The organism is Methylobacterium sp. Leaf91, from assembly GCF_001422815.1.
GTDB lineage: Bacteria > Pseudomonadota > Alphaproteobacteria > Rhizobiales > Beijerinckiaceae > Methylobacterium.
In genome coordinates, this window is record NZ_LMMP01000004.1 from 22054 (window position 1) to 44186 (window position 22133).

Below are 22133 nucleotides of genomic sequence, written 5' to 3' on the forward strand. Positions count from 1 at the left end.
CCTGACCCGCGGCACCATTATTGGATAAGCGAAGCGCGCTTCGGCTCAGTTCTTCTTGCGGAACGCATCGAGGCTCACGACTTCGGCGCCGGCCTCACCACCCTCGGGCTTCTTGGCCGCTGGCCGGGCCGGCTTTCCGTCCGCGCCATCCTCGGTCTTGTCGAGGTTCTGGCTCGCACCCTGCGCCGGCAGAAGTTTGGGAACGCTTGCGCCGATCGCCGCGACGGCATTGCCTTTCGGCATGATCTCGCTCGGCTCCGATGCGGCGCCACGCGGCGCGTTCTTCGAGCCCGGGACCTGTGGAGCATCGTCCGAAGCGTCGTCCTCAGCCGTCTCGTTCAAGTCGAACTTCAGACCGAACTGCACGGAGGGATCGAAAAACCCGCTCAGAGCATCGAACGGTACGAGCAGACGCTCTGGTACTCCCGAGAAGGACAGACCGACCTCGAACGCATGTTCGGTGACGCCGAGGTCCCAGAACTGATGCTGGAGGACGATGGTCATGTCCTGAGGGTATTTCTCCCGCAACCGCTGGGACATCCGCACCCCCGGCGCCTCTGTCCGGAACGATACGTAGAAATGATGCTCCCCCGCGAGGCCTTCGCGGGCCGCGTCGTTCAATACCTTGCGCACGACGCCGCGAAGGGCATCCTGAACCAGAAGGTCGTAACGGATCAGATCGTCTGCCATCGCTTGTCGCTTTGCCCGGTACCTGCCGGAATATCGCGCTGGTGGCGCACCGGGTCGGTGAATTGACGTGAAGGCTTGCCGGACTCGGGCCCAGGTTTCAATCGCGCCGTTGCCGCCGTGGTGGCCACGGGGGGCGGTGAATTGACACCGTATCCAAGTACCCAGAATTCTGCTGAAAACGCCTTGGTCCATCGGCTTTCACCGAAGTCTGTCAGGCGCCTAGCCCGGCCTCTCGACCGAGCGGATTGAATATAGAGGGAGAGGCGTCGCTTTTGAAGCCCGATCCTGTCGTGGAGATGTCCGCGGAGCGGGCAATCGCTGAAATGGCTTGCCATGAAGGCGACGGGCGGTCGAGGCGCTCGTCGTTCCATCTGGCCGCGACCGCGTTTCGGGATGCCATCGGCCTCGTCCTGGTAACGCTGTCCATCATGGTCGTCGCGGCCATCGCCGCGATGCTCATCGTTCGAGTCGGCGCAGACATCCTGCAGGGTATCGATCCGCTGGCCAGCGACGTCCGCCGACCCCGGCTCTATCCGCAACAGATGGTCCTACGGGAGGTGGCGAGCGACATCCTGCGACAATGCCTGATCGTCACCATCGTCATCGGTACGGCGATCTGGTCCGCGGGCAAGGCTTGGCGCGCCAAGCTCGCGCTCAGTCCGGTCGACGCACCCGGCCTCGCTCCTTCGAGGCTTCTCGCCATCATCCTGTTCTGGCCCTTCCTCCATATTCTGTGGGTGATCGCGACCGCGGATGCCTTTCACATGGCGTTCGGACGCAATGTCGGCCTGTCGCCCCTGCTCAGCAGGACGGGCGCGGTCGCTTGGCTCGCCTTCACGATCGTCCTGGCTCCCGTGGCGGAGGAGCTGCTGATGCGCGGGGCCATGTTCGAGAGGGCATCGCGCTTCCTCAAGCCGTGGGGAGCCATCCTCGCTACCTCGGCGCTGTTCGTACTGCTTCATCTCCAAGTCGGCAGCATCGCCCGTCCGGTCTCCCTAGTCCCCCTGGCCCTGATGCTAGGCTGGCTGCGTTGGCGGACCGGGCGGCTATGGCCATGCATCCTGCTCCACGTCTGGAGCAATCTCGCCGTCGTCGCCTACTTGCTGTGGCCGGCGTCCGCCTGACGCTCGCCTCCCGACCCGCTTCGCGGTATCGCAGGAGACAAGAATGGGATCCCGATGCACGCCTATCATCAGCTCATCGAACGCATCCTCTCCGAGGGGACGCGCAAGGACGACCGAACCGGCACAGGCACGCTCTCGGTCTTCGGCCACCAGATGCGCTTCGACCTGGCGCAGGGCTTCCCGCTTGTGACGACGAAGCAGTTGCATCTGCGCTCCATCATTCACGAGCTGCTCTGGTTTCTCACCGGTGACACCAACGTGCGGGCGCTCCAGGCCAACGGCGTCACGATCTGGGACGAATGGGCCGACGCCAACGGCGATCTCGGTCCGGTCTATGGCCGGCAATGGCGTTCCTGGGCTAAGCCCGACGGCGGTGCGGTGGACCAGATTTCCTGGCTCGTGGACGAAATCAGGCGGAACCCCGATTCCCGCCGGCTGATCGTCTCGGCCTGGAACCCGGCCGACCTCGACAGGATGGCGCTGGCGCCCTGCCATTGCCTGTTCCAATTCTATGTCGCCGACGGACGGCTCTCGTGCCAGCTCTATCAGCGCTCGGCGGACGTGTTTCTCGGCGTGCCCTTCAACATCGCGTCCTACGCGCTTCTGACAGCCATGATCGCGCAGGTGACCGGTCTCAGGCCCGGCGATTTCATCCATACCCTGGGCGACGCCCATCTCTACGTGAACCATCTCGACCAAGCGCGGTTACAGCTGACTCGTGAGCAGCGCCCGCTGCCAAGCCTCGTTCTCAATCCGGAAGTCCGCTCGCTGTTTGAATTTCGGTTCGAAGACATCGCCATCGAAGGCTACGCGCCACATCCCGCCATCCGTGCGCAGGTGGCGGTCTGATGTCTGTCTCCTCCCGCCCCCTGATCAGTCTCGTCGTCGCCATGGCCCGCAATGGCGTCATCGGCCGCGACAATGGCCTGATCTGGCGCCTCGGCAGCGACCTGCGCCGCTTCAAGGCACTCACCATGGGCAAGCCGCTCCTGATGGGCCGGAAGACCTACGAATCCATCGGACGACCATTACCCGGCCGACGCATCATCGTTCTCACCCGCGATCAGTCACTCTCGATCGCGGACGTCAATGTCGTGCTCGATTGGGAAGGGGCCATCGCGGCGGCCGGCGATGCGGAAGAGCTGATGGTGGCCGGTGGGGGGGAGATCTATGCACTGGCGCTACCGCATGCCGACCGCATCTACATGACGGAAGTCGACATTTCTCCTGAGGGAGACACCGTCTTCCCCAGCTTCGACAGAGGTGCCTTCCACGAAACATCCCGCGTCGCACACCCGTCCGGCGATCGGGATGAATGCGCCTTCGCATTCGTTGATATGGAACGGGTCCGGTAACTCTACGCCGCGACGCATTGTGCAAGAGCGCCCGGCGCTGTTGCCTTTCCCCTTCATGATGCCCACTTGCCAGCCTTGACAGGACGGAGTGGCGACACTCAGTACCGTGAGACGGATCGGCCTGAAGCGGCAACGCGCCGGTCCGACCTCGAACGTCACTGCCTCAGCGGGAGATATCGGCGAGCATGCCTTGGAGCAATCAAAGCGGCGGCGGTGGCGGCAACGGGGGAGGGCCCTGGGGCCGTGGCGGCGGCGGCAATGGAGGCGGGGGCGGCCCGTGGGGTAGCGGCGGTGGAGGCGGCGGCGGTAAAACGCCCCCCGACCTCGAAGAGATCCTCCGTCGTGGCCAGGACCGTCTGCGTGGCATCATCCCCGGCGGTTCCATGGGCGGCGGCAAGGGTGTGGCCGTGGCCGGCGGCATCGTGCTGTTCATCTGGCTCGCCACCGGCATCTACACGGTCGCGCCGCAGCAGGTCGGTATCGAGACGATCTTCGGCCGCTACACGAACACCACCGGCCAGGGGCCGCATTACAACTTTCCCTATCCGATCGGCGCGGTCACCAAGCCGAATGTCGGTCAGGTCAACAGCGTCCAGATCGGCTACCGCGCAGGCGCCGGGTCCCAATCGCGGGGCCGCGACATGCCTGAGGAAAGCCTGATGCTCACGGGCGACGAGAACATCGTCGACCTCGATTTCGAGGTGCAGTGGCGCATCAATCCGCTGAAGGCGTCGGACTTCGTCTTCAACCTCGAGAATCCCGAAGGGACGATCAAGGCAATTTCCGAGAGCGCCATGCGCGAAGTGATCGGTCGCCGGAATATCCAGGCGATCCTGACCAACGAGCAGTCCAGCGTGGCCCAGGAGGTCAAGGAGATCACCCAGAAGGCTCTCGACGAGTACGGCGCCGGTGTCCGCATCGAAGTCGTCCAGCTCGTGGCCGTCAACCCGCCGCCGGATGTTCGGCCCGCCTTCATCGATGTGAACGCGGCTCAGCAGGATGCGGAACGCGCTCAGAACGAAGCCCGCACCTATGCGAGCCGCGAGGTTCCGCAGGCTCGCGGTAAAGCCTCGCAGATCGTCCAGGCCGCGGAAGCCTACAAGACCCAGGCGACAGCGGACGCTACTGGTCAGGCGGCCCGCTTCCAGCAGGTCTACGAATCCTACAAGCTCGCACCGGCTGTCAGCCGTGAGCGCATCTTCCTCGAAACGATGGAGCGGGTCCTGGGCTCGGTCAACAAGGTCATCATCGACCAGAACGGAACCGGCGTTGCCGGTGGAGCAACGGGCGCGGGCGTCGTTCCGGTGCTTCCGCTGACCGAATTCGGCAATCGCAACACCAATACGGGGGCTGGACGATGAACAATCCCGCTCTTCGCACCGGCGTCCTCTTCCTCCTCGCAGTGCTCGCCGTCGCGCTCTATGCTTCGGTCTTCACCGTCGGACAGATGCAGCAGGCCCTGGTGATCCAGTTCGGCCGCGTGCGCACGGTCCTCAATCAGACCGGCACCGAGAAGCCGGGCCTGTACTTCAAGGTTCCGCTGATCGAGAACGTGGTGCTCTTCGACAAGCGCGTCCTCGATCTCGATCTTCCGGTTCAGACGCTTCTGACTGCCGACCGGCAGAATCTGGAAGTCGATGCGTTCGCCCGCTACCGCATCGTCGATCCGCTGCGCTTCTATCAGTCGGCGAATAACGTCCTGCGCGCCAACACGCTTCTGGCGAGCTTCACCAACTCGGCCCTGCGTAACGTGCTCGCCCGTTCGACCCGCGACGCCATCGTGCGGACCGAGCGTTCGCATCTGATGAACGTCATCCAGGGTGACGTGAACAATCAGGCGAAAGAGCTGGGCGTGGAAATCGTCGACCTGCGCATGACTCGGGTCGATCTTCCGGCGCAGAACTCGACCGCCGTCTACAAGCGGATGATCACCGAGCGTAACCGCGAGGCCGCCGATATCCGCGCGAACGGCGATCAGATCTCTGCGACCATCAAGGCGAAGGCGGACCGCGACGTCACCGTCGTCCTGTCGGAGGCCAACCAGACGGCTGAAACCCTGCGAGGCCAGGGCGACGGCGACAGAAACCGGATTCTCGTGGAGGCTTTCGGCAAGGACCCTGACTTCTTCGCCTTCTATCGGTCGATGCAGGCTTACGAAACTGGTCTGAAGGGCCCCGAGACACGCCTCGTTATCAACCCGAACTCGGATTTCTTCCGTTATTTCAACGATCCGCAGGGGCGTGCTCCGGCGACTGCACCGCGCGCGTCGGGTTCGGCGGATGCGGCTCCGACGACCGGGACCGTCCGCTGAAACGGGCGTCCACTGACTGACCTACCCTTGATCGTCCGCTTCGGCGGACGATCTAAGCCTCGTCTCAACAAGAGGTCGACCATGATTTCCGCCGCGAGCGCCAAAACGGCGCGACGTCCCCGAGCGTTCCACCAGACGGCACGCTCGGCCTTCGCCGCCGTGTCGTTCGCCACCGCGGTGGCGTTCACGGGCCTCGCGACTCCGGCCCTGGCGAAGGGACCTGAATCCCTTGCCGATCTCGCCGAAAAGGTGACCGACGCCGTCGTCAACATCTCGGCCTCTACCACTGTGGAGTCGAAGACGCCCGGCCGGACGATGCCGCAGCTGCCTCAGGGCACACCATTCGAGGATCTCTTCGAAGAGTTCTTCAGCAAGCGTGGTCAGCGCGGTGACGGGGATTCACCGCGCCCACAATCGCGCAAGTCGAACTCCCTCGGCTCGGGATTCATCATCGACGCATCGGGCATCGTGGTAACGAACAACCACGTCATCGGAGACGCCAACGACATCCAGGTGATCCTGCACAACGGCACCAAGCTGAAAGCAGAGATCATCGGCAAGGATCCCAAGATCGATCTTGCCGTTCTGCGGGTGAAGCCAGAGGCCGACAAGCCGCTGAAAGCTGTGCCCTTCGGCGATTCAGAGAAGATGCGTCCCGGCGACTGGGTCATCGCCATCGGCAACCCGTTCGGCCTCGGCGGCTCGGTCTCGGCCGGTATCGTTTCCGCGCGGGGCCGCAACATCGAGTCCGGCCCCTACGACAACTACATTCAGACCGACGCGGCCATCAACAAGGGCAATTCCGGTGGCCCACTGTTCAACATGGATGGCGAAGTCATCGGCATCAATACGGCGATCCTGTCGCCGACGGGTGGCTCGGTCGGCATTGGATTCGCCGTTCCTTCCGCTACGGCGTCGCAGGTCATCGACCAGCTTCGTGAGTTCGGCGAGGTTCGTCGTGGCTGGCTCGGCGTGCGCATTCAGAACGTCGACGATGCCACCGCCGACGCCCTCGGCCTCAAGGGCGGTGCCAAGGGCGCGCTGATCGCAGGCGTCGATGAGAAGGGTCCCGCCAAGACGTCCGGCCTCGAAGTCGGTGACGTCATCACCAAGTTTAACGGAACGACGGTGAAATCCTCCAGCGACCTTCCCCGCATCGTCGCCTCTACGCCGGTGGGCAAGGTGGTCGAGGTCATCGTGGTCCGAAAGGGCGCCGAGACGACGAAATCCGTCACCCTCGGCCGCCTGGACGATCCCGAGAAGCCGCAACTCGCCAATGCCAAGCAGCCTGAGGCGGAGCCCGCCATCCGTCAGGCCCTCGGTCTCAACCTGTCCGGGATCACCGACGAGCTGCGCCGCCGCTTCAGCATCAAGGACAGCGTGAAGGGCGTGGTCGTCACGCGCGTCGACCCGAATTCCACCGCCGCCGACAAGCAGATCAAGCCGGGTGAGGTGATCGTCGAGGTTGGACAGGAATCGGTCTCATCGCCCGCCGACGTGACGAAGCGGGTCGATCAGCTGAAGAAGGAGAACCGCAAATCGGTTCTCCTCCTCGTGGCGGCCGCATCGGGCGATGTACGCTTCGTGGCGATCGGCCTCGAATAGGCGCCGTCCCATCGAGAGCATCAGCCCATCTCGCACGCGGGATGGGCTTCGCTATGCCGTCGAGCCGGGACATTCGGCTTGTGCGACTCGCCGGCCGGCGCGTAGGCTGATCTCGACGCTATTGAGACTAGCAATTGATGACGGCGGTCGCCTTCGACACCTTGAAATTCGCCCGCTCCCTTCGCGAAAAGGCGAAGCTGTCGTCCGAACAGGCCGAAGGTTTCGCGGACGCATTCATCGAACTGTTTCAGGGCGACATCACCACGAAGTCCGATATCGGATCGGTGAAAGTCGATATCGAAGCTCTTCGCTTGTCGACACGAGTGGATATCGAAGCTCTTCGGCTGCCCACGAGATGAGACCTTCGCAAAGCCCTGGCTCGGCTGGAAGCCAAGATTGAAGCCACGAAGGCCGACATCATCAAGTGGATGTTCGGGACGATCGGCTTTCAGACCCTGATCATCCTCGGGGCCGTCATCGCCCTGGCACGGATCGTCCGCTGACGGCGTAGTCCTACGCGACGAACTCGTTCGCCCCGTAACCCTGCAGGTAGAGAAGCGCGGTCAGGTCGCCGTGGTCGATGCGGACATCGGCCGCCGCCGCGACCTTGGGCTTGGCTCGGAACGCCACCCCGAGTCCGGCCTCGCCGAGCATGTCGAGATCGTTCGCCCCGTCGCCCACCGCCAGCGTGTCCTCACGGTCGAGGCCGAAGCGCGAGCGCAGGGCAATGAGCGTCGCGCGCTTGGTCTCCTTGCCGACGATAGGCTCCAGCACCTCGCCGGTGAGATGGCCGTCCTTCACCCCGAGGGTGGTGGCGTGAGCCTCGTCGAATCCGATGGTCGCCGAGATCGGTCCCGTGAACAGGGTGAACCCGCCGGAGACCAGGCAGGTATGCGTGCCGTTGGCCTTCAGCGTCCGCACGAGGACGCGTCCCCCCGGTGTGAGGGTGATGCGATCCCGGATGAGGTCGTCCACCACGCCGACCGGCAGGTCGCACAGCAGGGCGACACGCTCGCGCAAGGCCGGCTCGAAGGCGATCTCACCGCGCATGGCCCGCTCGGTGATGGCGGCGACGCGGTCCTTCAGGCCGATCGTGTCGGCGAGCTCGTCGATGCATTCCTGCTCGATCATGGTCGAATCCATGTCGGCCAGGAACAGCCGTTTACGGCGGTGGGAGCCGGCCACCTGCACGGCGACGTCGAACGGTTCGGCGGCGAAGGCCGCCCGTAGTCGCCGCGCCATCGCGGAAACGTCTTCCCCGGTGCCCGGAAACAGGATCTCAGCCGCCACCTCGCCATGGAGGATGCGCGGCTGATGATCGGTCCGCAGCACGGAACGGGCTTCCGCCAGCACCGCATCGGTGATGGCGGGGCGGCTCTCGTTTGCTATCAGGGTCGCGACGAGGGTCATCGGGGAGTGTCCACGCCTTGCCGCCGGTCACGGACGGATCACACAGACAGGCGCCCCCGGCGGCGATCCTCATCGCAGGGCCCACCGCCTCGGGCAAGTCCGGCCTCGCGACGGAACTCGCGCGCCGTCACGACGGCGTCGTGGTCAACACCGATTCCATGCAGGTCTATGTCGATCTGCGACGGTTGTCGGCGCGGCCGAGCGTCGAGGAGGAAGCGCTGGCGCCCCACCGGCTCTACGGCGAGGTGGATGGCGCGGTGAATTACTCCGCCGGGCACTTCGCCCGCGATGCCACGCGCCTCCTCGTCGATCTGAACGGCCGGCTTCCGATCTTCGTCGGCGGCACCGGCCTGTATTTTCGCGCCCTGGAAGAGGGGTTGTCGGACCTGCCGCCGGTCCCCGATGAGATCCGAACCGCGCTTCGCTCACGGGCCGAGGACCGGGCCACCGACCTGCTCCATGCCGACCTCGCGGAGGTCGACCCCGCCGGGGCGGAAACGCTGCGGCCCACCGACCGCGCCCGGATCATGCGGGCGCTCGAAATCTTCGCCGCCACCGGGAGACCGATCTCGGCGTTTCATGGCGAGCGCGTCGCAGGGCCGCTGGCGGGCAAACGTCTGGTCAAGCTGTTCCTCGCCCCTGAGCGCGAGACCCTGCGCGCCCGGATCGACCGACGTTTCGTGGCGATGATCGAGGAGGGCGCCCTCGACGAGGTCGCGGCCCTGCGGGAACGCGGCCTCGATCCGCTCCTGCCGATCATGCGCGCCCACGGCGTGCCGGGCCTCATCGCCCATCTCGACGGGACGATCCCCCTCGCCGAGGCGATCCAGCGCGGCCAGGGCGACACGAGGCGCTACGCCAAGCGGCAATTCACCTGGTTCCGCCACCAGATGGGCGAGGACTGGGCCTGGACCGATCCCGATGCGGCCCTCGCCGTGGCGACCAGCCTCATTTTTCCAGGCGGGCGATGAGGCTCGACGTATCCCAGCGGTTGCCGCCCATAGCCTGCACGTCGGCATAGAACTGGTCGACGAGGGCGGTGACCGGGAGCTTGGCGCCGTTACGCCGGGCTTCTAGGAGGAGAATGCCGAGATCCTTGCGCATCCAGTCGACGGCGAAGCCGAAATCGAATTTCGCGGCATTCATCGTCCGGCCGCGATTCTCCATTTGCCAGGAGCCGGCCGCGCCTTTCGAGATCACGTCGAGCACCGCATCCACGTCGAGCTCGGCACGCTTGGCGAAGTGGATCGCCTCCGACAGGCCCTGGACGATGCCGGCGATGCAGATCTGGTTGACCATCTTGGTGAGCTGGCCGGAGCCCGCCGGTCCCATCAGGCGTGAGGCCTTGGCGAAGCTGAGGATCGCGGGCTCGACCTTGGCGTAGGTGGCCTCGTCCCCGCCGCACATCACGGTGAGCGCCGCGTTCTCGGCGCCGGCCTGTCCGCCGGAAACGGGAGCGTCGATGAAGCCGAGGCCGAGTTCGGACGCGGCCCGGGACAGTTCGCGGGCGACCTCGGCCGAGGCCGTGGTGTGATCGACGAAGATCGCGCCCTTCTCCATTCCGGCGAAGGCCCCGTCCTCGCCCAGTGTCACGCCGCGCAGGTCGTCGTCGTTGCCGACGCAGGCGAAGACGATCTCCTGCCCCGCCGCCGCCTCGCGGGGCGTCGCCGCGAAGGCGCCGCCATTCGCCGTCACCCAGGCTTCCGCTTTGGCGGTGGTTCGGTTGTAGACGGTGACGTCGTGGCCATTCTTTGCGAGGTGACCCGCCATTGGGCCGCCCATCACACCCAGGCCCAGGAACGCGACCTTCGCCATCATCCGTCTCCATCCGTCACTACGTTTGCGGCGGGTCTAGATTCGATGGCGGGAGGGGTCAAACGCGAGACGGTTTCAGCCGCCCGTGACGCTCATATGGCGCGGTACGGCAGCCGGTCGGGCGCGCTCGATGACGAAGTCGTGGCCCTTGGGCTTTCGCGCGATCGCATCGATCACGGCCTGCGTGACGAGGGCGTCGTCCGGTGAGGCGCGCAGGGCCTCGCGCAGGTCGGCCGCGTCTTCCTGGCCGAGACACATGTAGAGCTTCCCCGTGCAGGTCAGGCGGACACGGTTGCAGCTCTCGCAGAAATTATGGGTCAGAGGCGTGATGAAACCGAGCCGCCCCCCGGTCTCGGCGATGCGGACATAGCGGGCAGGGCCACCGGTGCGGTCCGGCAGCGGAATCATGGTGTATCGCTGTTCGAGACGTGCCCGGGCAACAGATAGGGGCAGGAACTGGTCGGTGCGGTCACCATCCACTTCACCGAGGGGCATCACCTCGATGAGGGTCATGTCCATGCCATCGCCATGGGCCCAGGCGATCATGTCGGCGATCTCGTCTTCGTTCACGCCCTTCAGCGCCACGGCGTTGATCTTGACCTTGATCCCGGCCTTGCGGGCCTTCTCGATGCCGTCGAGCACGACCTTGAGGTCGCCGCGCCGCGTCACGGCGCGGAACTTGTCCGGGTCGAGCGTGTCGAGAGACACGTTCACGCGCTTGATGCCGAGTTCGGCGAGTTCCGATGCGAAGCGACCGAGCTGCGTGCCGTTCGTCGTCATCGTCAGCTCTTCCAGGGCGCCGGTGCCCAGATGGCGCGACAGACGACGGAAGAGATGCATGATGTCGCGGCGAACGAGCGGCTCGCCGCCGGTGATCCTGAGCTTGCGCACGCCCCGGTCGATGAACACGCCACAGAGCCGGTCGAGTTCCTCTAGCGTGAGCAGATCACGCTTGGGCAGGAACGTCATGTCATCCGACATGCAATAGACGCATCGCAGGTCGCAGCGATCGGTCACGGAGATGCGAAGATAGGTGATAGCCCGCTGGAACGGGTCTATCAGGGGCGCTTGCGCTTTCGAAGCTACGGGTTCGGCATAGGCAACACCCATGGGAGACTCGTGGCTCTTGGCTGGGGAGATTTCTGAAGCGTGGTCGCGCGAGGAACCTAGCATCACTGGCATATGAGGCGTTGGTGGCCAGGGAGCAAGCGCATGCCGACGCATGCCCCGTACGCTCTACACATATATTGCATCCGAGACGGTTACAGGCATGAGAGTTCCAGTATGAGCCAGCATCACGCCGATCCCCTCCCCACCGGACAGCAGGTCGCCTCACCGGAGCGGTGGCCCACCGAGATCCGCCTGTCAGGCGACAAGCGGACGCTGAACGTTTCCTTCGAGGATGGCGGCAAGTTCGCGCTGCCAGCGGAATATCTGCGCGTCTCGAGCCCCTCGGCCGAGGTTCAGGGCCATTCCCCCGCCGAGCGCAAGGTCATCGGCGGAAAGCGCGACGTGGCGATCCTTTCGGTGGAGCCGGTGGGCAATTATGCGGTGAAGCTGACCTTCGACGACATGCACGATACCGGGCTGTTCGGCTGGGGCTATCTCTACGACCTCGGCCGTGAGTACCGGAACCGCTGGGCGAAGTACCTGTCCGAGCTCGAAGAGCGCGGCCTCGTGCGCGATGCCGCCCGGCGTCCGACCGCCAATCCGGCAAAGAGCGAGCCACCGAAGGGCGAGGGAAGCTGCGGAAGCGGGTGCGGATGTCACTGACCGCCACCGCGGACCCGAACGGTATCGCGACCCCGACTCCCGCCACCAGCCGCCGCATCCTGGCGCTGGCTTTGCCGATGACGCTCGCCAACGTCACCACCCCGCTCCTCGGTTTCGTCGGGGCGGCGGTGATCGGGCGCCTCGGCGATGCCGCTCTCCTCGGCGCCATGGCGCTGGGTGCAGTGGTGTTCGATGCGATCTTCTGGTCCTTCGGCTCGCTTCGCATGGCGACGGCGGGGCTCACGGCTCAGGCGGCAGGTGCCCGCGACTTGGCCGAGATCGACCGGATCCTGGCCCGCTCGCTTGCGGCCGGAATCCTGGTGGGGCTCGTCATCGTCGCCGCTCAGGTGCCGATCGCGACCGGGGCCTTCGCCCTCAGCGGCGCGAGCCCGGCAGTAATCGCGGGTCTCGCCACCTATTTCCACATCCGCATCTTCGCGGCCCCATTCACGCTGGCGAACTATGCCATCCTCGGCTCGGTGCTCGGTCGTGGGCGGACCGATCTCGGACTTCTGCTTCAGGTGGCGATCAACCTCGTCAACATCGTCCTGACCCTCTTCCTCGTGCTCTGGGCGGATCTCAGCGTCGCGGGAGCCGGCATGGCCACGCTCGTCGCCGAAGCCGCCGGAACCGGCATCGGGCTCGTCCTGCTGGCCCGGCTCGGCTCGCGTCCGTTCGCGGTACCGTTCGCCGTCATTCGCGATCCCCTGGCATTGGCGCGCATGCTCAGCGTCAATGCCGACGTCATGATCCGCACCCTGCTGCTGGTCGGTGCCATCGCCCTGTTTTCCGCGCTCGGTGCGCGCTCGGGCGACGTGATCCTGGCGGCGAATGCCGTCCTGTGGAATCTCTTCCTCATCGGAGGGTTTTTCCTCGACGGGTTCGCCACCGCGGCCGAGACGCTGTGCGGGCAGGCGGTCGGCGCGCGTGACGAAGCCGGTTTCCGCCGCGCGGCCCGCCTTAGCGTAATCTGGTGCGTTGCCTTCGGCCTAGCGGTGGCGACACTGTTCCTGGCCTTCGGCGCAGCCTTCATCGATACGGTCACGACGAGCCCGGAGGTGCGCGAAACGGCGCGTGCGTATCTGGCCCCCGCCGCACTCGCTCCTCTCGTTGCCTCCGTGCCGTTCGCCTTCGATGGAATCTACATCGGCTCCACGTGGACACGGGCCATGCGCAATCTAATGATCGCGGCCACCGGCGTTTACGCCGTGGCGATCGGCATCGCTCACACCGCAGGCTTCGGGAATATGGGTCTGTGGCTCTCGTTCCTGATTCTGCTGGCGGCACGCGGCGCCAGTCAGGCTCTGGCCTATCCGGGGCTCGCCCGCCGGACCTTCGATAGTGCGCCTGCGGCAAGGGATGTGCGCGCGCCCTGATCGTCGGCGTCCGAGCCGGATTGCTGCCGTTCAGCTTTGATCGATACACTGATCACGTCTCACCTGCCGGGGATCGGCGCCGGTATCCATCCGCGCCGCCTCATCGGAGTCCTCCGTGCCCTATTCCACCCTCTCCGACGTCGCCCCCGCCATCGATACGTCGCCGCGCTTCGCCTCCTCGGTTCCCGACACCGTCATCGCGATCCCGGTTTATAACGAGGCCGAGCGGATCGAGGCCTGCCTCCGCGCCATCGACGCGCAGGAGGGCGTGCGTTCCGGCAGCCTCGGTCTTTATCTGTTCCTCAACAATTGCAGCGACGGCACGGATCGGATCGTTGCCGAACTCGTACAGGACATGTCGATCCCGGTCCGGGTCAGGATGGTGACCTTCGACGGTGCCCATGCCGGATGGGCGCGCCGCGCGGCCATGGAAGCCGCTGCCGAATGGATCGGCCCGGACGGCACCGCCGGAACGATCCTGACCTCGGATGCCGACAGCCGGGTGCCGTCGGATTGGGTTGCGCGCAACCTCGCAGCCTTGGATGCCGGGGCCGATGCCGTAGCGGGGCGCATCCAGATCGATGAGGACGAATGGGCGGCACTGCCCAAGTCGCTTCGTGCTCGGGGTAAGCTCGAAGATGCCTACAGCGATCTCCTGACCGAGTTGGAAGCACGGATCGACCACGATCCGCACGATCCCTGGCCGTGCCACCGGACGACGATCGGCGCCACGCTCGCCGTCCGCCTCTCAGCCTACCGTAAGGTGGGGGGCATGCCGATGATCGCCCTCGGCGAGGACGGCGCTTTCGTGGCAGCCCTGCTGCAGCACGGGCTGCGAGTGCGGCACGCCAAGGACGTGGTCGTCACCGTTTCCGGCCGCCTGGTCGGCCGCGCGCCCGGCGGCGTCGCCGATACGATACGCGCGCGCTGCGAGGTGCCTGACAGCCTCTGCGATGCACGTATGGAGGCGGTTCCCCGCGCTCTCTACCGCTATCTGTGGCGACGCCGCCTTCGTCGGCTCCACGCCTCGAGCGCCTTGGCGACCACCACGGCCTGGGCACGCAAACTGTCGATCCCCGAGGCGGATGCCGTGCGGATCGCCAAGCAGCCTCTCGTCGGACTCGCGGTCGCCGAGATCGAGCGTGTCAGCCCCAAACTGGTCTACCGCCCGCTCGGCCCTCGGCAACTGCCCCGCCATATCCGCCTGGCGACGGTCGTCCTTTCGTTCCTACGCGCTGCTTCGGCCCTTAACCGCAAACTGCCGCCCCCCGAACTGCCTGAAGTCAAGACACTGCCTGAAGCCAAGACAATGGCGGTCGATCCCGCCTCTCGCTGAGCCTCGCGCTTCGACAAAGACGACGCCTTCAGATCGGCTTGCCTGCGATCCCCAGGCCGACTTTCTCGCCTCTCACCGAAAGAATGCCTCGCTTCAGGATCGCGTCTTCGAGTTCGTCGAAGGCCTTCGTGAGATGGGTCTTGGCCGTCAGGATGGTCGTGGCGCGCGGACGAGGCTGCTCCATCATCAGGCCGACAAGGTCGTCCGTACTTTCCAGGACGATGCGGTGAAGCGAGTGGATCGTAGGGTCGGGTTCGATGAACCGCATCGCACTATCGGTCCACCGCCTCAACTCGCCAGATAAATCCTCACCCACGGAAGCATAAGCTTCGATCTTCATGCGAACGTTCACGAAACTCGTCGCGATGTCTTTGTGCAGCTGCGTCATGATAATAAGGTCGGTCGGGGTTGGACTTCATAGGCCGTGAGGATAGTCTCTGTTCGTCAACAAAATATGGCATGCAAAATCGTGCGCAAAGTCGCACCGATCAGCCATGATTGGTGCTGGCCAGATATCGCGCGGCGTTCATCCGAACCACACGTTGTGCCGTCGTGACGGAGAGGGCCTGGAAGGCCGCCGTCATGCCATGCATCACTTCGGGCGCCGTCGCGCGCTCCGATTGCGAGGTCGTGAACAGCTTGAGGATTTTCCAGCCGAGCCGTACGGAGCGGACGAGATGATGTCTCCGGCCAAGCCCCCCAGCCAGCGCATCCCATTGTTCACGGATTGGTCGCGCGTCCGTTAACGCCCCGCCGTCGCGAACCGACCATCCGGCATGGGATGAGCCGCAGCGGTATCGAAGATGCCTTAGAAAATTCCCGATGATGGGTGATTCCCGCCATCGGGCTGAAAAACCGACGCCAGCCCTGTCCGTCAGGGTAAGGCCGGGCGAACACCCTGGCTTCCTGTCGGTGCAACACATTGGAAGTATTCTGATATATGGTTTTTCTCAAGAACCAGCTTTGCTTCCGACGATCGCTGGGCTACGCGCTAGCGACAATGCGCAAGATCACTCACTCCGCACTGATTTCCGCCTCCCTGCTGGCCTTCGCGGCCCTGGGCACCGGCTTCGCCTCGGCCAAGGAGACGCCGATCGGCCCTCCCGTGCTCAAGGACGGGCTGGAAGTGACGGCGGTCTATCTTCAGCCGATCGAGATGTACCCGCCGGACATGATGCGCGCCGCCGCGCAATCCGACATCCACCTCGAAGCCGATATCCGCGCGGCCAAGGACAACCGTAACGGGTTCGCCGAGGGCGACTGGCTGCCCTCCCTCGACGTGAGCTTCGAACTGACGAAGCTGGAGGGCGAGGCCGCCACGGGTCCGAAGGTGAGCGGCTCGCTGATGCCGATGGTCGCCAATGACGGCCCGCATTACGGCGACAACGTCAAGCTGAGCGGCCCCGGCCGCTACCGGCTCAAGCTCACGGTGGCGCCTCCCGGCAAGAACCAGCATTTCGGCCGCCACGTGGACAAGGAGACGGGTGTCGCCGAATGGTTCAAGCCCTTCGACCTGATCCAGGACTTCACCTTCGCCGGCACCGGCAAGAAGGGCGCGTATTGAGCACCGTGATGCAGCACGTCCGCAGCCTTGCACTCGCCTGCACCTTCATGGCAGCCGGCATCGGCTTTGCATCGGCCAATGACATGCCGGTGATCAAGGTCGAGATGAAGGATGGCGTGATCATCCCCGAGATCATCGAGGTGCCGGCTAATACCCGCTTCAAGCTGGAGATCACCAATACCGGCACCTCGCCGGTGGAGTTCGAGAGCATGGAACTGAAGCGCGAGAAGGCACTGGCCGCCGGCTCGACCTCGGGAATCGTCTTCCGCACCCTCGACCCCGGCACCTACGACGTGTTCGACGACTTCCACCCGGAAGCCAAAGCCAAGCTGGTGGCGAAGTAGCCCGATGGCGGCGAGCGTCTCGACGGACCTGCGTGAAGCCTGGATCGACCAGCGCCTCGCGGAACTCGGCCATTGGCTCCAGCGCCACGGCGGGATCATCCGCAGCGTGCAATGGGCTGTGGTCGCGGTCTACCTCGTCCTCGTGGCCGTGCCGGCCTTCCTGCCCCTGCCGGACCGGACCGCCCATCTCTGGAACAACCTGACCGTCCTCGCGCAGTTCGCGTTCTGGGGCATCTGGTGGCCCTTCGTCCTCGTGAGCATGGTCCTCGTCGGCCGGGCCTGGTGCGGGGTGCTGTGCCCAGAGGGCACGCTCACGGAATTCGCCAGCCGCTGGAGCCTCGGCCGCGCGGTGCCGCGCTGGATCACCTGGGGCGGATGGCCCTTCATCGCGTTCGCCGGAACCACGGTCTACGGCCAGATGGTCAGCGTCTACGGCTACCCGAAGCCGGTGCTCGCCGTCCTCGGCGGCTCCACCGTGGCGGCGATCGCGGTGGGCCTCGTCTATGGCCGCAACAAGCGCGTCTGGTGCCGCTATCTCTGCCCCGTGAACGGGGTCTTCGCGGTGCTGGCCAAGCTCGCGCCAGTGAGCTTCCAGGTCGACCGCCCCGCCTGGGCCGCCTCCGACAAGCCGCAGGGCGCCGCCTTCAACTGCGCGCCCCTGGTGCCGGTGAAGACCATGCGCGGGGCCGGCTCCTGCCATATGTGCGGGCGCTGCAGCGGCTATCGCGGCGCGGTCCGCCTCGCCCGGCGCTCCCCCGCCTACGAGATCGTCCATGTGGCCGGCACCGAGCCGAGCCTCGAACAGACGGTCCTGATCCTGTTCGGCATGATGGGCCTCGCGGCCGGTGCCTTCCAATGGTCGTCGAGCCCCTGGTTCATCGACGCCAAGCAATGGCTCGCCACCTGGTTCATCGAACACGGGATGGTCTGGCCGCTCGAGACCACCCTGCCGTGGTTCGTGCTCACCAACTACCCCGAGCACAACGACGTCATGACCCTGCTCGATGGCGGCCTGCTGCTGGCCTATATCGGCGCCGCGACGATCATCCTGGGGGTGGGCCTCTCCGCCCTCGTGGCCCTCGGCACGCGCTTTCTCGGCCCCTGGTCGTCGTCGCGTTTCCACCACCTGACGCAGACGCTGATCCCCATCGCGGGATGTGGCGTTTTCCTCGGCCTCTCGGCCCTCACCGTCACCTTCCTGCGCGGGGAGGGGCTCCCGCTTCCCTACGTCGCCGAGATGCGGGCCGGGCTGCTCATCGGCGCGAGCCTGTGGAGTGCGTGGCTCGCCTGGCAGGTGGCGGGGCTCACCACCGGCGGATGGCGCCGGGCGGGCGCGACGGCCTGCATCGCCGCCGCCGCCACCCTGTCGGTTTCCGGCTGGGTGCTTCTGTTCTGGATCTGGTAGGGCGCTCACACAGCCCGCCCGCGACATCGAAGGAAATCTCCGCATGATCGGAGCATTCGTCATCGCCTTCCGCGAGGTCATCGAGGCCGGCCTCATCGTCGGCATCGTGCTGGCGGCCACGCGCGGCATCGCCGGACGCGGCCGCTGGATCGGCCTCGGCGTGGTCGGCGGGCTTGCCGGCGCCTGCCTCGTGGCGCTCTTCGCCGAAGGGATCTCCGACGCGTTCGAGGGCGCGGGCCAGGACATCCTCAACGCGGCGGTCCTCGCCACTGCCGTCGTCATGCTGATCTGGCACAACACCTGGATGAGCCGCCACGGGCGCGAGCTCGCGGGCGAATTGAAGGCCGCCGGAGAATCCGTGCGCAGGGGCGAGACCACATCCGCCGCCTTGGCCTTCGTCGTCGGCGCGGCGATCCTGCGCGAGGGCGCAGAGCTCGTCCTCTTCCTCTACGGCCTCGTCGCCTCGGGCACGTCCGGCCCCGATCTGCAGATCGGGGCGCTGGCCGGAGTCGGCGCGGGCATCCTGATCTCGGCGGTGAGCTATTTCGGCTTGGCCGCGATCCCGACCCGCTACGTCTTCTCGGTCACCAGCGCGCTCATCATCTTCCTCGCCGCCGGCCTCGCCGCGCAGGCGGCGCAGTTCCTCACCAATGCCGGGCTCATCACCGTGCTCGACCGGCCGCTCTGGAACACCGCCGACATCCTGTCCGAGGGCAGCCTGGCCGGCCGCGTGCTCCACGCCCTCGTCGGTTATACCGACCGCCCGACGGGGCTGCAGGTCATCGTCTATCTTGGCACGATCCTGGTCATGGTCGCCCTTATGCAATGGTCGTCGGCCGACAAGAGGCGCACCCTGCGGACGGCGTGAACCGGAGAGGCGGACCATGCATGTGAACCACGATTCGGCCGCACCGGCGGCGGCCCCGATCTCCTTCAACGAGTTCCTGGCCGTCGATATCCGGATCGGCACGGTGGTCTCCGCCGAGCCTTTCCCGCAAGCGCGCAAGCCCGCGCTCAAGCTCGTCATCGATTTCGGGCCGACCGTCGGCGCCAAGCGTTCCAGCGCCCAGATCACCGAGCATTACCGGTCGGAGGATCTGGTCGGCCGCCAGGTCGCCGCGGTGGTGAACTTCCCCCCGCGCCAGATCGGCAAGTTCCTCTCGGAGGTCCTGACCCTGGGCTTTGCCGACACGAACGGCGCCGTCGTCCTGTTCCGCCCCGACCATGCCGTGCCGGACGGAAGCCGCCTGTTCTGAAGATCGCTTCAGCGCCGCGAGGCCGCCCCGGCGAACCAGACGTCGAGGCGCGAGGCGAGCGCTGCGGGGTCGCCGCTGAGCACCAGGATCTTCTGTCGCGCCGTATCCCCGGTGACGATGCGGATGTCGGACCGGCGCAGGTGCAGGGCCTCGGCGAGGGCGGCGATCAGCGCCGTGTTGGCGGCCCCCTCCACCGGAGGTGCGGCGACCCTCATCTGGACCCAGACGCGCCCGTCGGCGCCCTCCACGAGGCCGTCGAGGCCGGTCCGGCTCGCGCGCGGCGTCAGGCGCACGGCGAGCCGAACGCCCTCCTGCGTGGCAGTATAGGGGCGGTTTTCCGTCGAAGGCGTCATGATTCCCTATCCGTGCATGGGCCGGGCCGGATTCCCGCGAACCCGGTGGATGTCCGCGAGGCCCTCGCGGCGATGCGGTGTGATCGGCATTTCGCTGCAGAGGCCACGCCCGCGCCGGTCAAACGCGGGTCATCGACACGCATTTTATATCCGCAGGGCTGTCCCGGCAGCCGTGTTGCATTAAGCTCCGCCGCATCGTCACTGGAATGCGTTCATGTCCGATCTCCGCCTGCGCCGCAGCGTCCTCTACATGCCCGGCTCGAACCAGAGAGCCCTCGACAAGGCGAAGACCCTACAGGCCGATGCCCTGATCCTGGATCTCGAAGACGCGGTGGGACCGGACGAGAAGGTGCTGGCCCGCGAGCAGGTCTGCGCGGCGGTGAAGGGCGGCGGATACGGCGACCGCGAGCTCGTGATCCGCGTCAACGCTCCGCAGACCCCCTGGGGCGAAGCCGACCTGAAGGCGGCGATCGAAGCCCGTCCCGACGCCATCCTGATGCCGAAAGTGTCCTCGCCCGCGGTGCTGGAGAGCATCGCCAACCATCTCGAAGCCCTCGACGCGCCCGAGAGCATCGACGTCTGGGCCATGATCGAGACCCCGGCGGCGATCCTCAACATCCAGGACATCGCCAAGGCCCGGCGCGACCGGCGCACCCGGCTCACCTGCTTCGTTCTCGGGACCAACGATCTCGCCAAGGACACCTGGGCGCAGCTCGTGCCCGGCCGGGTGCCGATGCTGCCCTGGATGATGTTCACCCTGGCCGCCGCCCGCGCGGAAGGCCTCACCATCCTCGACGGTGTATGGAACGATATCGGCGACATCGAAGGGTGTCGCACCGAGTGCCGGCAGGCACGCGACCTCGGCTTCGACGGCAAGACGCTGATCCATCCCAACCAGCTCGAGCCAGCCAACACCTCCTTCGCCCCCACCGAGGAAGAGGTGCGCCGCGCCACCCTGGTGATCGAGGCCTTCGACAAGCCCGAGAACGCCAAGCGCGGGGCCATCAAGGTCGAGGGCCGCATGTACGAGCGCCAGCACATCAGCATGGCCCGCCGCGCGGTGAACTGGTCGGAATCCATTGCGGCCAGGGGATATTGAGGTCGGGCCTGCGTCGCGAAGGCTCGGCCGGGCGGGGAACAAGGCGTGGTGAAGCGGGCTTTCCCGCTCATCCCGCCTCACCCCGGTCCTTCGCCGTCGCGCTACCGAACACGGATGGTTCGGGCAGATCGGGTGAGGTCAGCACCGGAGGGCGTCACCGCCTTCCACCGACGTCTCTCCCCAAGGATGCTTCCGCCTCATGAGCCCGATCCTCGAACCCTTCACCCTCGGCGACCTCACCCTCAAGAACCGCGTCGTCATGGCTCCGTTGACCCGGAGCCGGTCCTCCGACGAGGGCATCCCCCCGGATTTCGCGGTGGATTACTATGCCCAGCGCGCCAATGCCGGCCTCATCATCTCGGAGGCGACCAACATCTCGCCCCAGGCGGTCGGCTACGCGCTGACACCGGGCATCTGGACCGATGCGCAGGTGGAGGGATGGAAGCCGGTCACCGCGGCGGTTCACGCCAATGACGGGCGAATCTTCCTGCAGCTCTGGCATACGGGCCGCATCTCGCATCCCGACGTGCAGCCGAACGGCCAGTCGCCGGTGGCGCCCTCGGCCCTGAAGCCCGAGGGCATGGCCTTCACCAAATCCGGCATGAAGCCGCATGAGACGCCCCGCGCCCTGGAGACGGACGAGATCCCGGGCATCGTCGAGGATTACCGCAGGGCCGCCGAGAACGCGAAGCGTGCCGGGTTCGACGGCGTCGAGATCCATTCGGCCAACAATTACCTGCTCGAACAGTTCGTCCGTGATTCCACGAACCGGCGGACCGACCTTTATGGCGGCTCGATCGAGAACCGCCTGCGTTTCCCCCTCGCCGTGGTGAAGGCAGTCACGGACGTCTGGGGTAGCAAGCGCGTCGGAATCCGCTTGTCGCCCGCCACCACGGAGCCCGGCAAGACGCCGCTGGACAGCGATCCGAAGGCGACCTTCGGCGCCTACATCGATGCCCTGAACGGGTTCGACCTGCTCTACGTCCACACGATCGAGGGCGTGACCCAGCAGACCCGCGACGTGCCGGACGAGGTGGATTTCGGCCAGATCCGCGAGCGTTTCCAGGGGGCCTATATCGGCAACAACCAGTACACGCTCGAACTCGCCGAGAAGGACCTCGCCGAGGGGAGGGCGGACCTGTTCAGCTTCGGCCGGCCCTATATCGCCAATCCCGATCTCGTGGAGCGGCTCCGCACCGGCGCACCGCTCGCCGAGGCTCCCAAAGCCTACTGGTATGGCGGGGGAGCCAACGGCTATTCCGATTGGCCGGGCATGAACGGCCCCGTCGCGTTCCGGCGCTGAGGCTTTGTCCTGAA

The 22133-nt window shown here is 65.9% G+C and carries 24 protein-coding genes; 18 read left to right on the top strand and 6 right to left on the bottom strand.

The features are described from left to right. Window positions 1-45: 45 nt before the first annotated feature. The gene (locus tag ASF32_RS05500) at window positions 46-690 is read right to left on the bottom strand and encodes a ClpXP protease specificity-enhancing factor SspB (RefSeq protein ID WP_056424619.1); all 645 of its coding nucleotides are present in this window, start codon (window positions 688-690) and stop codon (window positions 46-48) included. A 272-nt stretch (window positions 691-962) separates the two neighbouring features. Here ASF32_RS05500 and ASF32_RS05505 point away from each other — a divergent pair, with 272 nt between their 5' ends. The 7 genes from ASF32_RS05505 to ASF32_RS26340 all read left to right on the top strand — a co-directional run bounded on the left by ASF32_RS05505 (window position 963) and on the right by ASF32_RS26340 (window position 7444). Beyond that, the gene (locus tag ASF32_RS05505) at window positions 963-1814 is read left to right on the top strand and encodes a CPBP family intramembrane glutamic endopeptidase (RefSeq protein WP_244483595.1); all 852 of its coding nucleotides are present in this window, start codon (window positions 963-965) and stop codon (window positions 1812-1814) included. 54 nt (window positions 1815-1868) lie between these two features. Next, entirely contained in the window at window positions 1869-2663 is a 795-nt protein-coding gene (locus ASF32_RS05510) for a thymidylate synthase (protein ID WP_056424624.1), read from the top strand. Beyond that, window positions 2663-3169 (top strand): dihydrofolate reductase, encoded by a 507-nt coding sequence (locus ASF32_RS05515; protein WP_056424627.1) that lies wholly within the window; start codon window positions 2663-2665, stop codon window positions 3167-3169. The genes ASF32_RS05510 and ASF32_RS05515 overlap by 1 nt, the downstream gene beginning before the upstream one ends. Before the next feature lie 185 nt (window positions 3170-3354). Then, window positions 3355-4530, top strand: coding sequence for an FtsH protease activity modulator HflK (gene hflK, locus ASF32_RS05520; RefSeq protein ID WP_056424630.1), 1176 nt, complete (start codon window positions 3355-3357; stop codon window positions 4528-4530). Beyond that, window positions 4527-5480 (top strand): protease modulator HflC, encoded by a 954-nt coding sequence (locus ASF32_RS05525; RefSeq protein ID WP_056424635.1) that lies wholly within the window; start codon window positions 4527-4529, stop codon window positions 5478-5480. The genes hflK and ASF32_RS05525 overlap by 4 nt, the downstream gene beginning before the upstream one ends. Window positions 5481-5561: 81 nt before the next feature. Beyond that, window positions 5562-7085, top strand: a complete 1524-nt coding sequence (locus ASF32_RS05530; RefSeq protein WP_056424638.1) for a DegQ family serine endoprotease — start codon at window positions 5562-5564, stop codon at window positions 7083-7085. Between the two features lie 137 nt (window positions 7086-7222). Next, window positions 7223-7444, top strand: coding sequence for a hypothetical protein (locus ASF32_RS26340; RefSeq protein ID WP_244478236.1), 222 nt, complete (start codon window positions 7223-7225; stop codon window positions 7442-7444). A 154-nt stretch (window positions 7445-7598) separates the two neighbouring features. On the opposite strand, the gene serB is transcribed toward ASF32_RS26340, so the two are convergent. After that, the gene (gene serB, locus ASF32_RS05540; RefSeq protein WP_056424641.1) at window positions 7599-8495 is read right to left on the bottom strand and encodes a phosphoserine phosphatase SerB; all 897 of its coding nucleotides are present in this window, start codon (window positions 8493-8495) and stop codon (window positions 7599-7601) included. Between the two features lie 17 nt (window positions 8496-8512). Here serB and miaA point away from each other — a divergent pair, with 17 nt between their 5' ends. Next, a complete protein-coding gene (miaA, locus tag ASF32_RS05545) occupies window positions 8513-9466 on the top strand; it encodes a tRNA (adenosine(37)-N6)-dimethylallyltransferase MiaA (RefSeq protein WP_056424644.1) in 954 nt (317 codons plus the stop codon). Here miaA and ASF32_RS05550 read toward each other — a convergent pair. Both ASF32_RS05550 and moaA read right to left on the bottom strand, forming a co-directional pair. Next, a complete protein-coding gene (locus ASF32_RS05550; protein ID WP_056424974.1) occupies window positions 9444-10310 on the bottom strand; it encodes an NAD(P)-dependent oxidoreductase in 867 nt (288 codons plus the stop codon). The genes miaA and ASF32_RS05550 overlap by 23 nt on opposite strands. Before the next feature lie 75 nt (window positions 10311-10385). After that, window positions 10386-11420: a GTP 3',8-cyclase MoaA gene (gene moaA, locus ASF32_RS05555; RefSeq protein WP_056424647.1), complete on the bottom strand. Its 1035-nt coding sequence runs from the start codon at window positions 11418-11420 to the stop codon at window positions 10386-10388. Window positions 11421-11594: 174 nt separating this feature from the next. Here moaA and ASF32_RS05560 point away from each other — a divergent pair, with 174 nt between their 5' ends. The 3 genes from ASF32_RS05560 to ASF32_RS05570 all read left to right on the top strand — a co-directional run bounded on the left by ASF32_RS05560 (window position 11595) and on the right by ASF32_RS05570 (window position 14795). Beyond that, window positions 11595-12083 (top strand): DUF971 domain-containing protein, encoded by a 489-nt coding sequence (locus ASF32_RS05560; RefSeq protein ID WP_056424649.1) that lies wholly within the window; start codon window positions 11595-11597, stop codon window positions 12081-12083. After that, window positions 12074-13459, top strand: coding sequence for an MATE family efflux transporter (locus ASF32_RS05565; RefSeq protein ID WP_056424652.1), 1386 nt, complete (start codon window positions 12074-12076; stop codon window positions 13457-13459). The genes ASF32_RS05560 and ASF32_RS05565 overlap by 10 nt, the downstream gene beginning before the upstream one ends. 151 nt (window positions 13460-13610) lie before the next feature. Beyond that, complete coding sequence (locus ASF32_RS05570; protein WP_244478244.1) at window positions 13611-14795, top strand: glycosyltransferase family 2 protein; 1185 nt, start codon at window positions 13611-13613, stop codon at window positions 14793-14795. Window positions 14796-14823: 28 nt separating this feature from the next. On the opposite strand, the gene ASF32_RS05575 is transcribed toward ASF32_RS05570, so the two are convergent. Continuing rightward, the gene (locus tag ASF32_RS05575; RefSeq protein WP_056424658.1) at window positions 14824-15183 is read right to left on the bottom strand and encodes a hypothetical protein; all 360 of its coding nucleotides are present in this window, start codon (window positions 15181-15183) and stop codon (window positions 14824-14826) included. A gap of 612 nt (window positions 15184-15795) precedes the next feature. On the opposite strand from ASF32_RS05575, the gene ASF32_RS05580 reads away from it, so the two are divergent. Genes ASF32_RS05580 through ASF32_RS05600 form a run of 5 tightly spaced genes read left to right on the top strand, consistent with a single transcriptional unit; the run spans window position 15796 to window position 19364 of the window. Continuing rightward, window positions 15796-16359 (top strand): iron transporter, encoded by a 564-nt coding sequence (locus ASF32_RS05580; RefSeq protein WP_056424662.1) that lies wholly within the window; start codon window positions 15796-15798, stop codon window positions 16357-16359. Between the two features lie 8 nt (window positions 16360-16367). After that, window positions 16368-16703, top strand: coding sequence for a cupredoxin domain-containing protein (locus ASF32_RS05585; protein ID WP_056424666.1), 336 nt, complete (start codon window positions 16368-16370; stop codon window positions 16701-16703). A gap of 4 nt (window positions 16704-16707) precedes the next feature. Continuing rightward, window positions 16708-18108: a 4Fe-4S binding protein gene (locus ASF32_RS05590; protein WP_056424671.1), complete on the top strand. Its 1401-nt coding sequence runs from the start codon at window positions 16708-16710 to the stop codon at window positions 18106-18108. A gap of 43 nt (window positions 18109-18151) precedes the next feature. Continuing rightward, on the top strand, window positions 18152-18976 hold the full coding sequence (locus tag ASF32_RS05595; protein ID WP_056424674.1) for an FTR1 family protein: 825 nt from the start codon (window positions 18152-18154) through the stop codon (window positions 18974-18976). 16 nt (window positions 18977-18992) lie between these two features. Continuing rightward, window positions 18993-19364 (top strand): tRNA-binding protein, encoded by a 372-nt coding sequence (locus ASF32_RS05600; RefSeq protein ID WP_056424677.1) that lies wholly within the window; start codon window positions 18993-18995, stop codon window positions 19362-19364. Window positions 19365-19372: 8 nt separating this feature from the next. On the opposite strand, the gene ASF32_RS05605 is transcribed toward ASF32_RS05600, so the two are convergent. Then, window positions 19373-19717, bottom strand: coding sequence for a DUF167 family protein (locus ASF32_RS05605; protein ID WP_056424680.1), 345 nt, complete (start codon window positions 19715-19717; stop codon window positions 19373-19375). 214 nt (window positions 19718-19931) lie between these two features. On the opposite strand from ASF32_RS05605, the gene ASF32_RS05610 reads away from it, so the two are divergent. Beyond that, on the top strand, window positions 19932-20816 hold the full coding sequence (locus ASF32_RS05610) for a CoA ester lyase (protein ID WP_056257933.1): 885 nt from the start codon (window positions 19932-19934) through the stop codon (window positions 20814-20816). Between the two features lie 199 nt (window positions 20817-21015). After that, window positions 21016-22119 carry an alkene reductase gene (locus tag ASF32_RS05615; protein WP_056424683.1) on the top strand — a complete coding sequence of 368 codons (1104 nt, stop codon included), beginning with the start codon at window positions 21016-21018 and terminating at the stop codon, window positions 22117-22119. Window positions 22120-22133 lie beyond the last annotated feature (14 nt).

What these genes read in the sequence shown, in the direction of transcription:
- ASF32_RS05500 (WP_056424619.1), bottom strand. Translation starts at nt 690, where the DNA reads ATGGCAGACGATCTGATCCGTTACGACCTTCTGGTTCAGGATGCCCTT.
- ASF32_RS05510 (WP_056424624.1), top strand. Translation starts at nt 1,869, where the DNA reads ATGCACGCCTATCATCAGCTCATCGAACGCATCCTCTCCGAGGGGACG.
- ASF32_RS05515 (WP_056424627.1), top strand. Translation starts at nt 2,663, where the DNA reads ATGTCTGTCTCCTCCCGCCCCCTGATCAGTCTCGTCGTCGCCATGGCC.
- hflK (WP_056424630.1), top strand. Translation starts at nt 3,355, where the DNA reads ATGCCTTGGAGCAATCAAAGCGGCGGCGGTGGCGGCAACGGGGGAGGG.
- ASF32_RS05525 (WP_056424635.1), top strand. Translation starts at nt 4,527, where the DNA reads ATGAACAATCCCGCTCTTCGCACCGGCGTCCTCTTCCTCCTCGCAGTG.
- ASF32_RS05530 (WP_056424638.1), top strand. Translation starts at nt 5,562, where the DNA reads ATGATTTCCGCCGCGAGCGCCAAAACGGCGCGACGTCCCCGAGCGTTC.
- ASF32_RS26340 (WP_244478236.1), top strand. Translation starts at nt 7,223, where the DNA reads ATGACGGCGGTCGCCTTCGACACCTTGAAATTCGCCCGCTCCCTTCGC.
- serB (WP_056424641.1), bottom strand. Translation starts at nt 8,495, where the DNA reads ATGACCCTCGTCGCGACCCTGATAGCAAACGAGAGCCGCCCCGCCATC.
- ASF32_RS05550 (WP_056424974.1), bottom strand. Translation starts at nt 10,310, where the DNA reads ATGGCGAAGGTCGCGTTCCTGGGCCTGGGTGTGATGGGCGGCCCAATG.
- moaA (WP_056424647.1), bottom strand. Translation starts at nt 11,420, where the DNA reads ATGGGTGTTGCCTATGCCGAACCCGTAGCTTCGAAAGCGCAAGCGCCC.
- ASF32_RS05560 (WP_056424649.1), top strand. Translation starts at nt 11,595, where the DNA reads ATGAGCCAGCATCACGCCGATCCCCTCCCCACCGGACAGCAGGTCGCC.
- ASF32_RS05565 (WP_056424652.1), top strand. Translation starts at nt 12,074, where the DNA reads ATGTCACTGACCGCCACCGCGGACCCGAACGGTATCGCGACCCCGACT.
- ASF32_RS05575 (WP_056424658.1), bottom strand. Translation starts at nt 15,183, where the DNA reads ATGACGCAGCTGCACAAAGACATCGCGACGAGTTTCGTGAACGTTCGC.
- ASF32_RS05580 (WP_056424662.1), top strand. Translation starts at nt 15,796, where the DNA reads ATGCGCAAGATCACTCACTCCGCACTGATTTCCGCCTCCCTGCTGGCC.
- ASF32_RS05585 (WP_056424666.1), top strand. Translation starts at nt 16,368, where the DNA reads ATGCAGCACGTCCGCAGCCTTGCACTCGCCTGCACCTTCATGGCAGCC.
- ASF32_RS05590 (WP_056424671.1), top strand. Translation starts at nt 16,708, where the DNA reads ATGGCGGCGAGCGTCTCGACGGACCTGCGTGAAGCCTGGATCGACCAG.
- ASF32_RS05595 (WP_056424674.1), top strand. Translation starts at nt 18,152, where the DNA reads ATGATCGGAGCATTCGTCATCGCCTTCCGCGAGGTCATCGAGGCCGGC.
- ASF32_RS05600 (WP_056424677.1), top strand. Translation starts at nt 18,993, where the DNA reads ATGCATGTGAACCACGATTCGGCCGCACCGGCGGCGGCCCCGATCTCC.
- ASF32_RS05605 (WP_056424680.1), bottom strand. Translation starts at nt 19,717, where the DNA reads ATGACGCCTTCGACGGAAAACCGCCCCTATACTGCCACGCAGGAGGGC.
- ASF32_RS05610 (WP_056257933.1), top strand. Translation starts at nt 19,932, where the DNA reads ATGTCCGATCTCCGCCTGCGCCGCAGCGTCCTCTACATGCCCGGCTCG.
- ASF32_RS05615 (WP_056424683.1), top strand. Translation starts at nt 21,016, where the DNA reads ATGAGCCCGATCCTCGAACCCTTCACCCTCGGCGACCTCACCCTCAAG.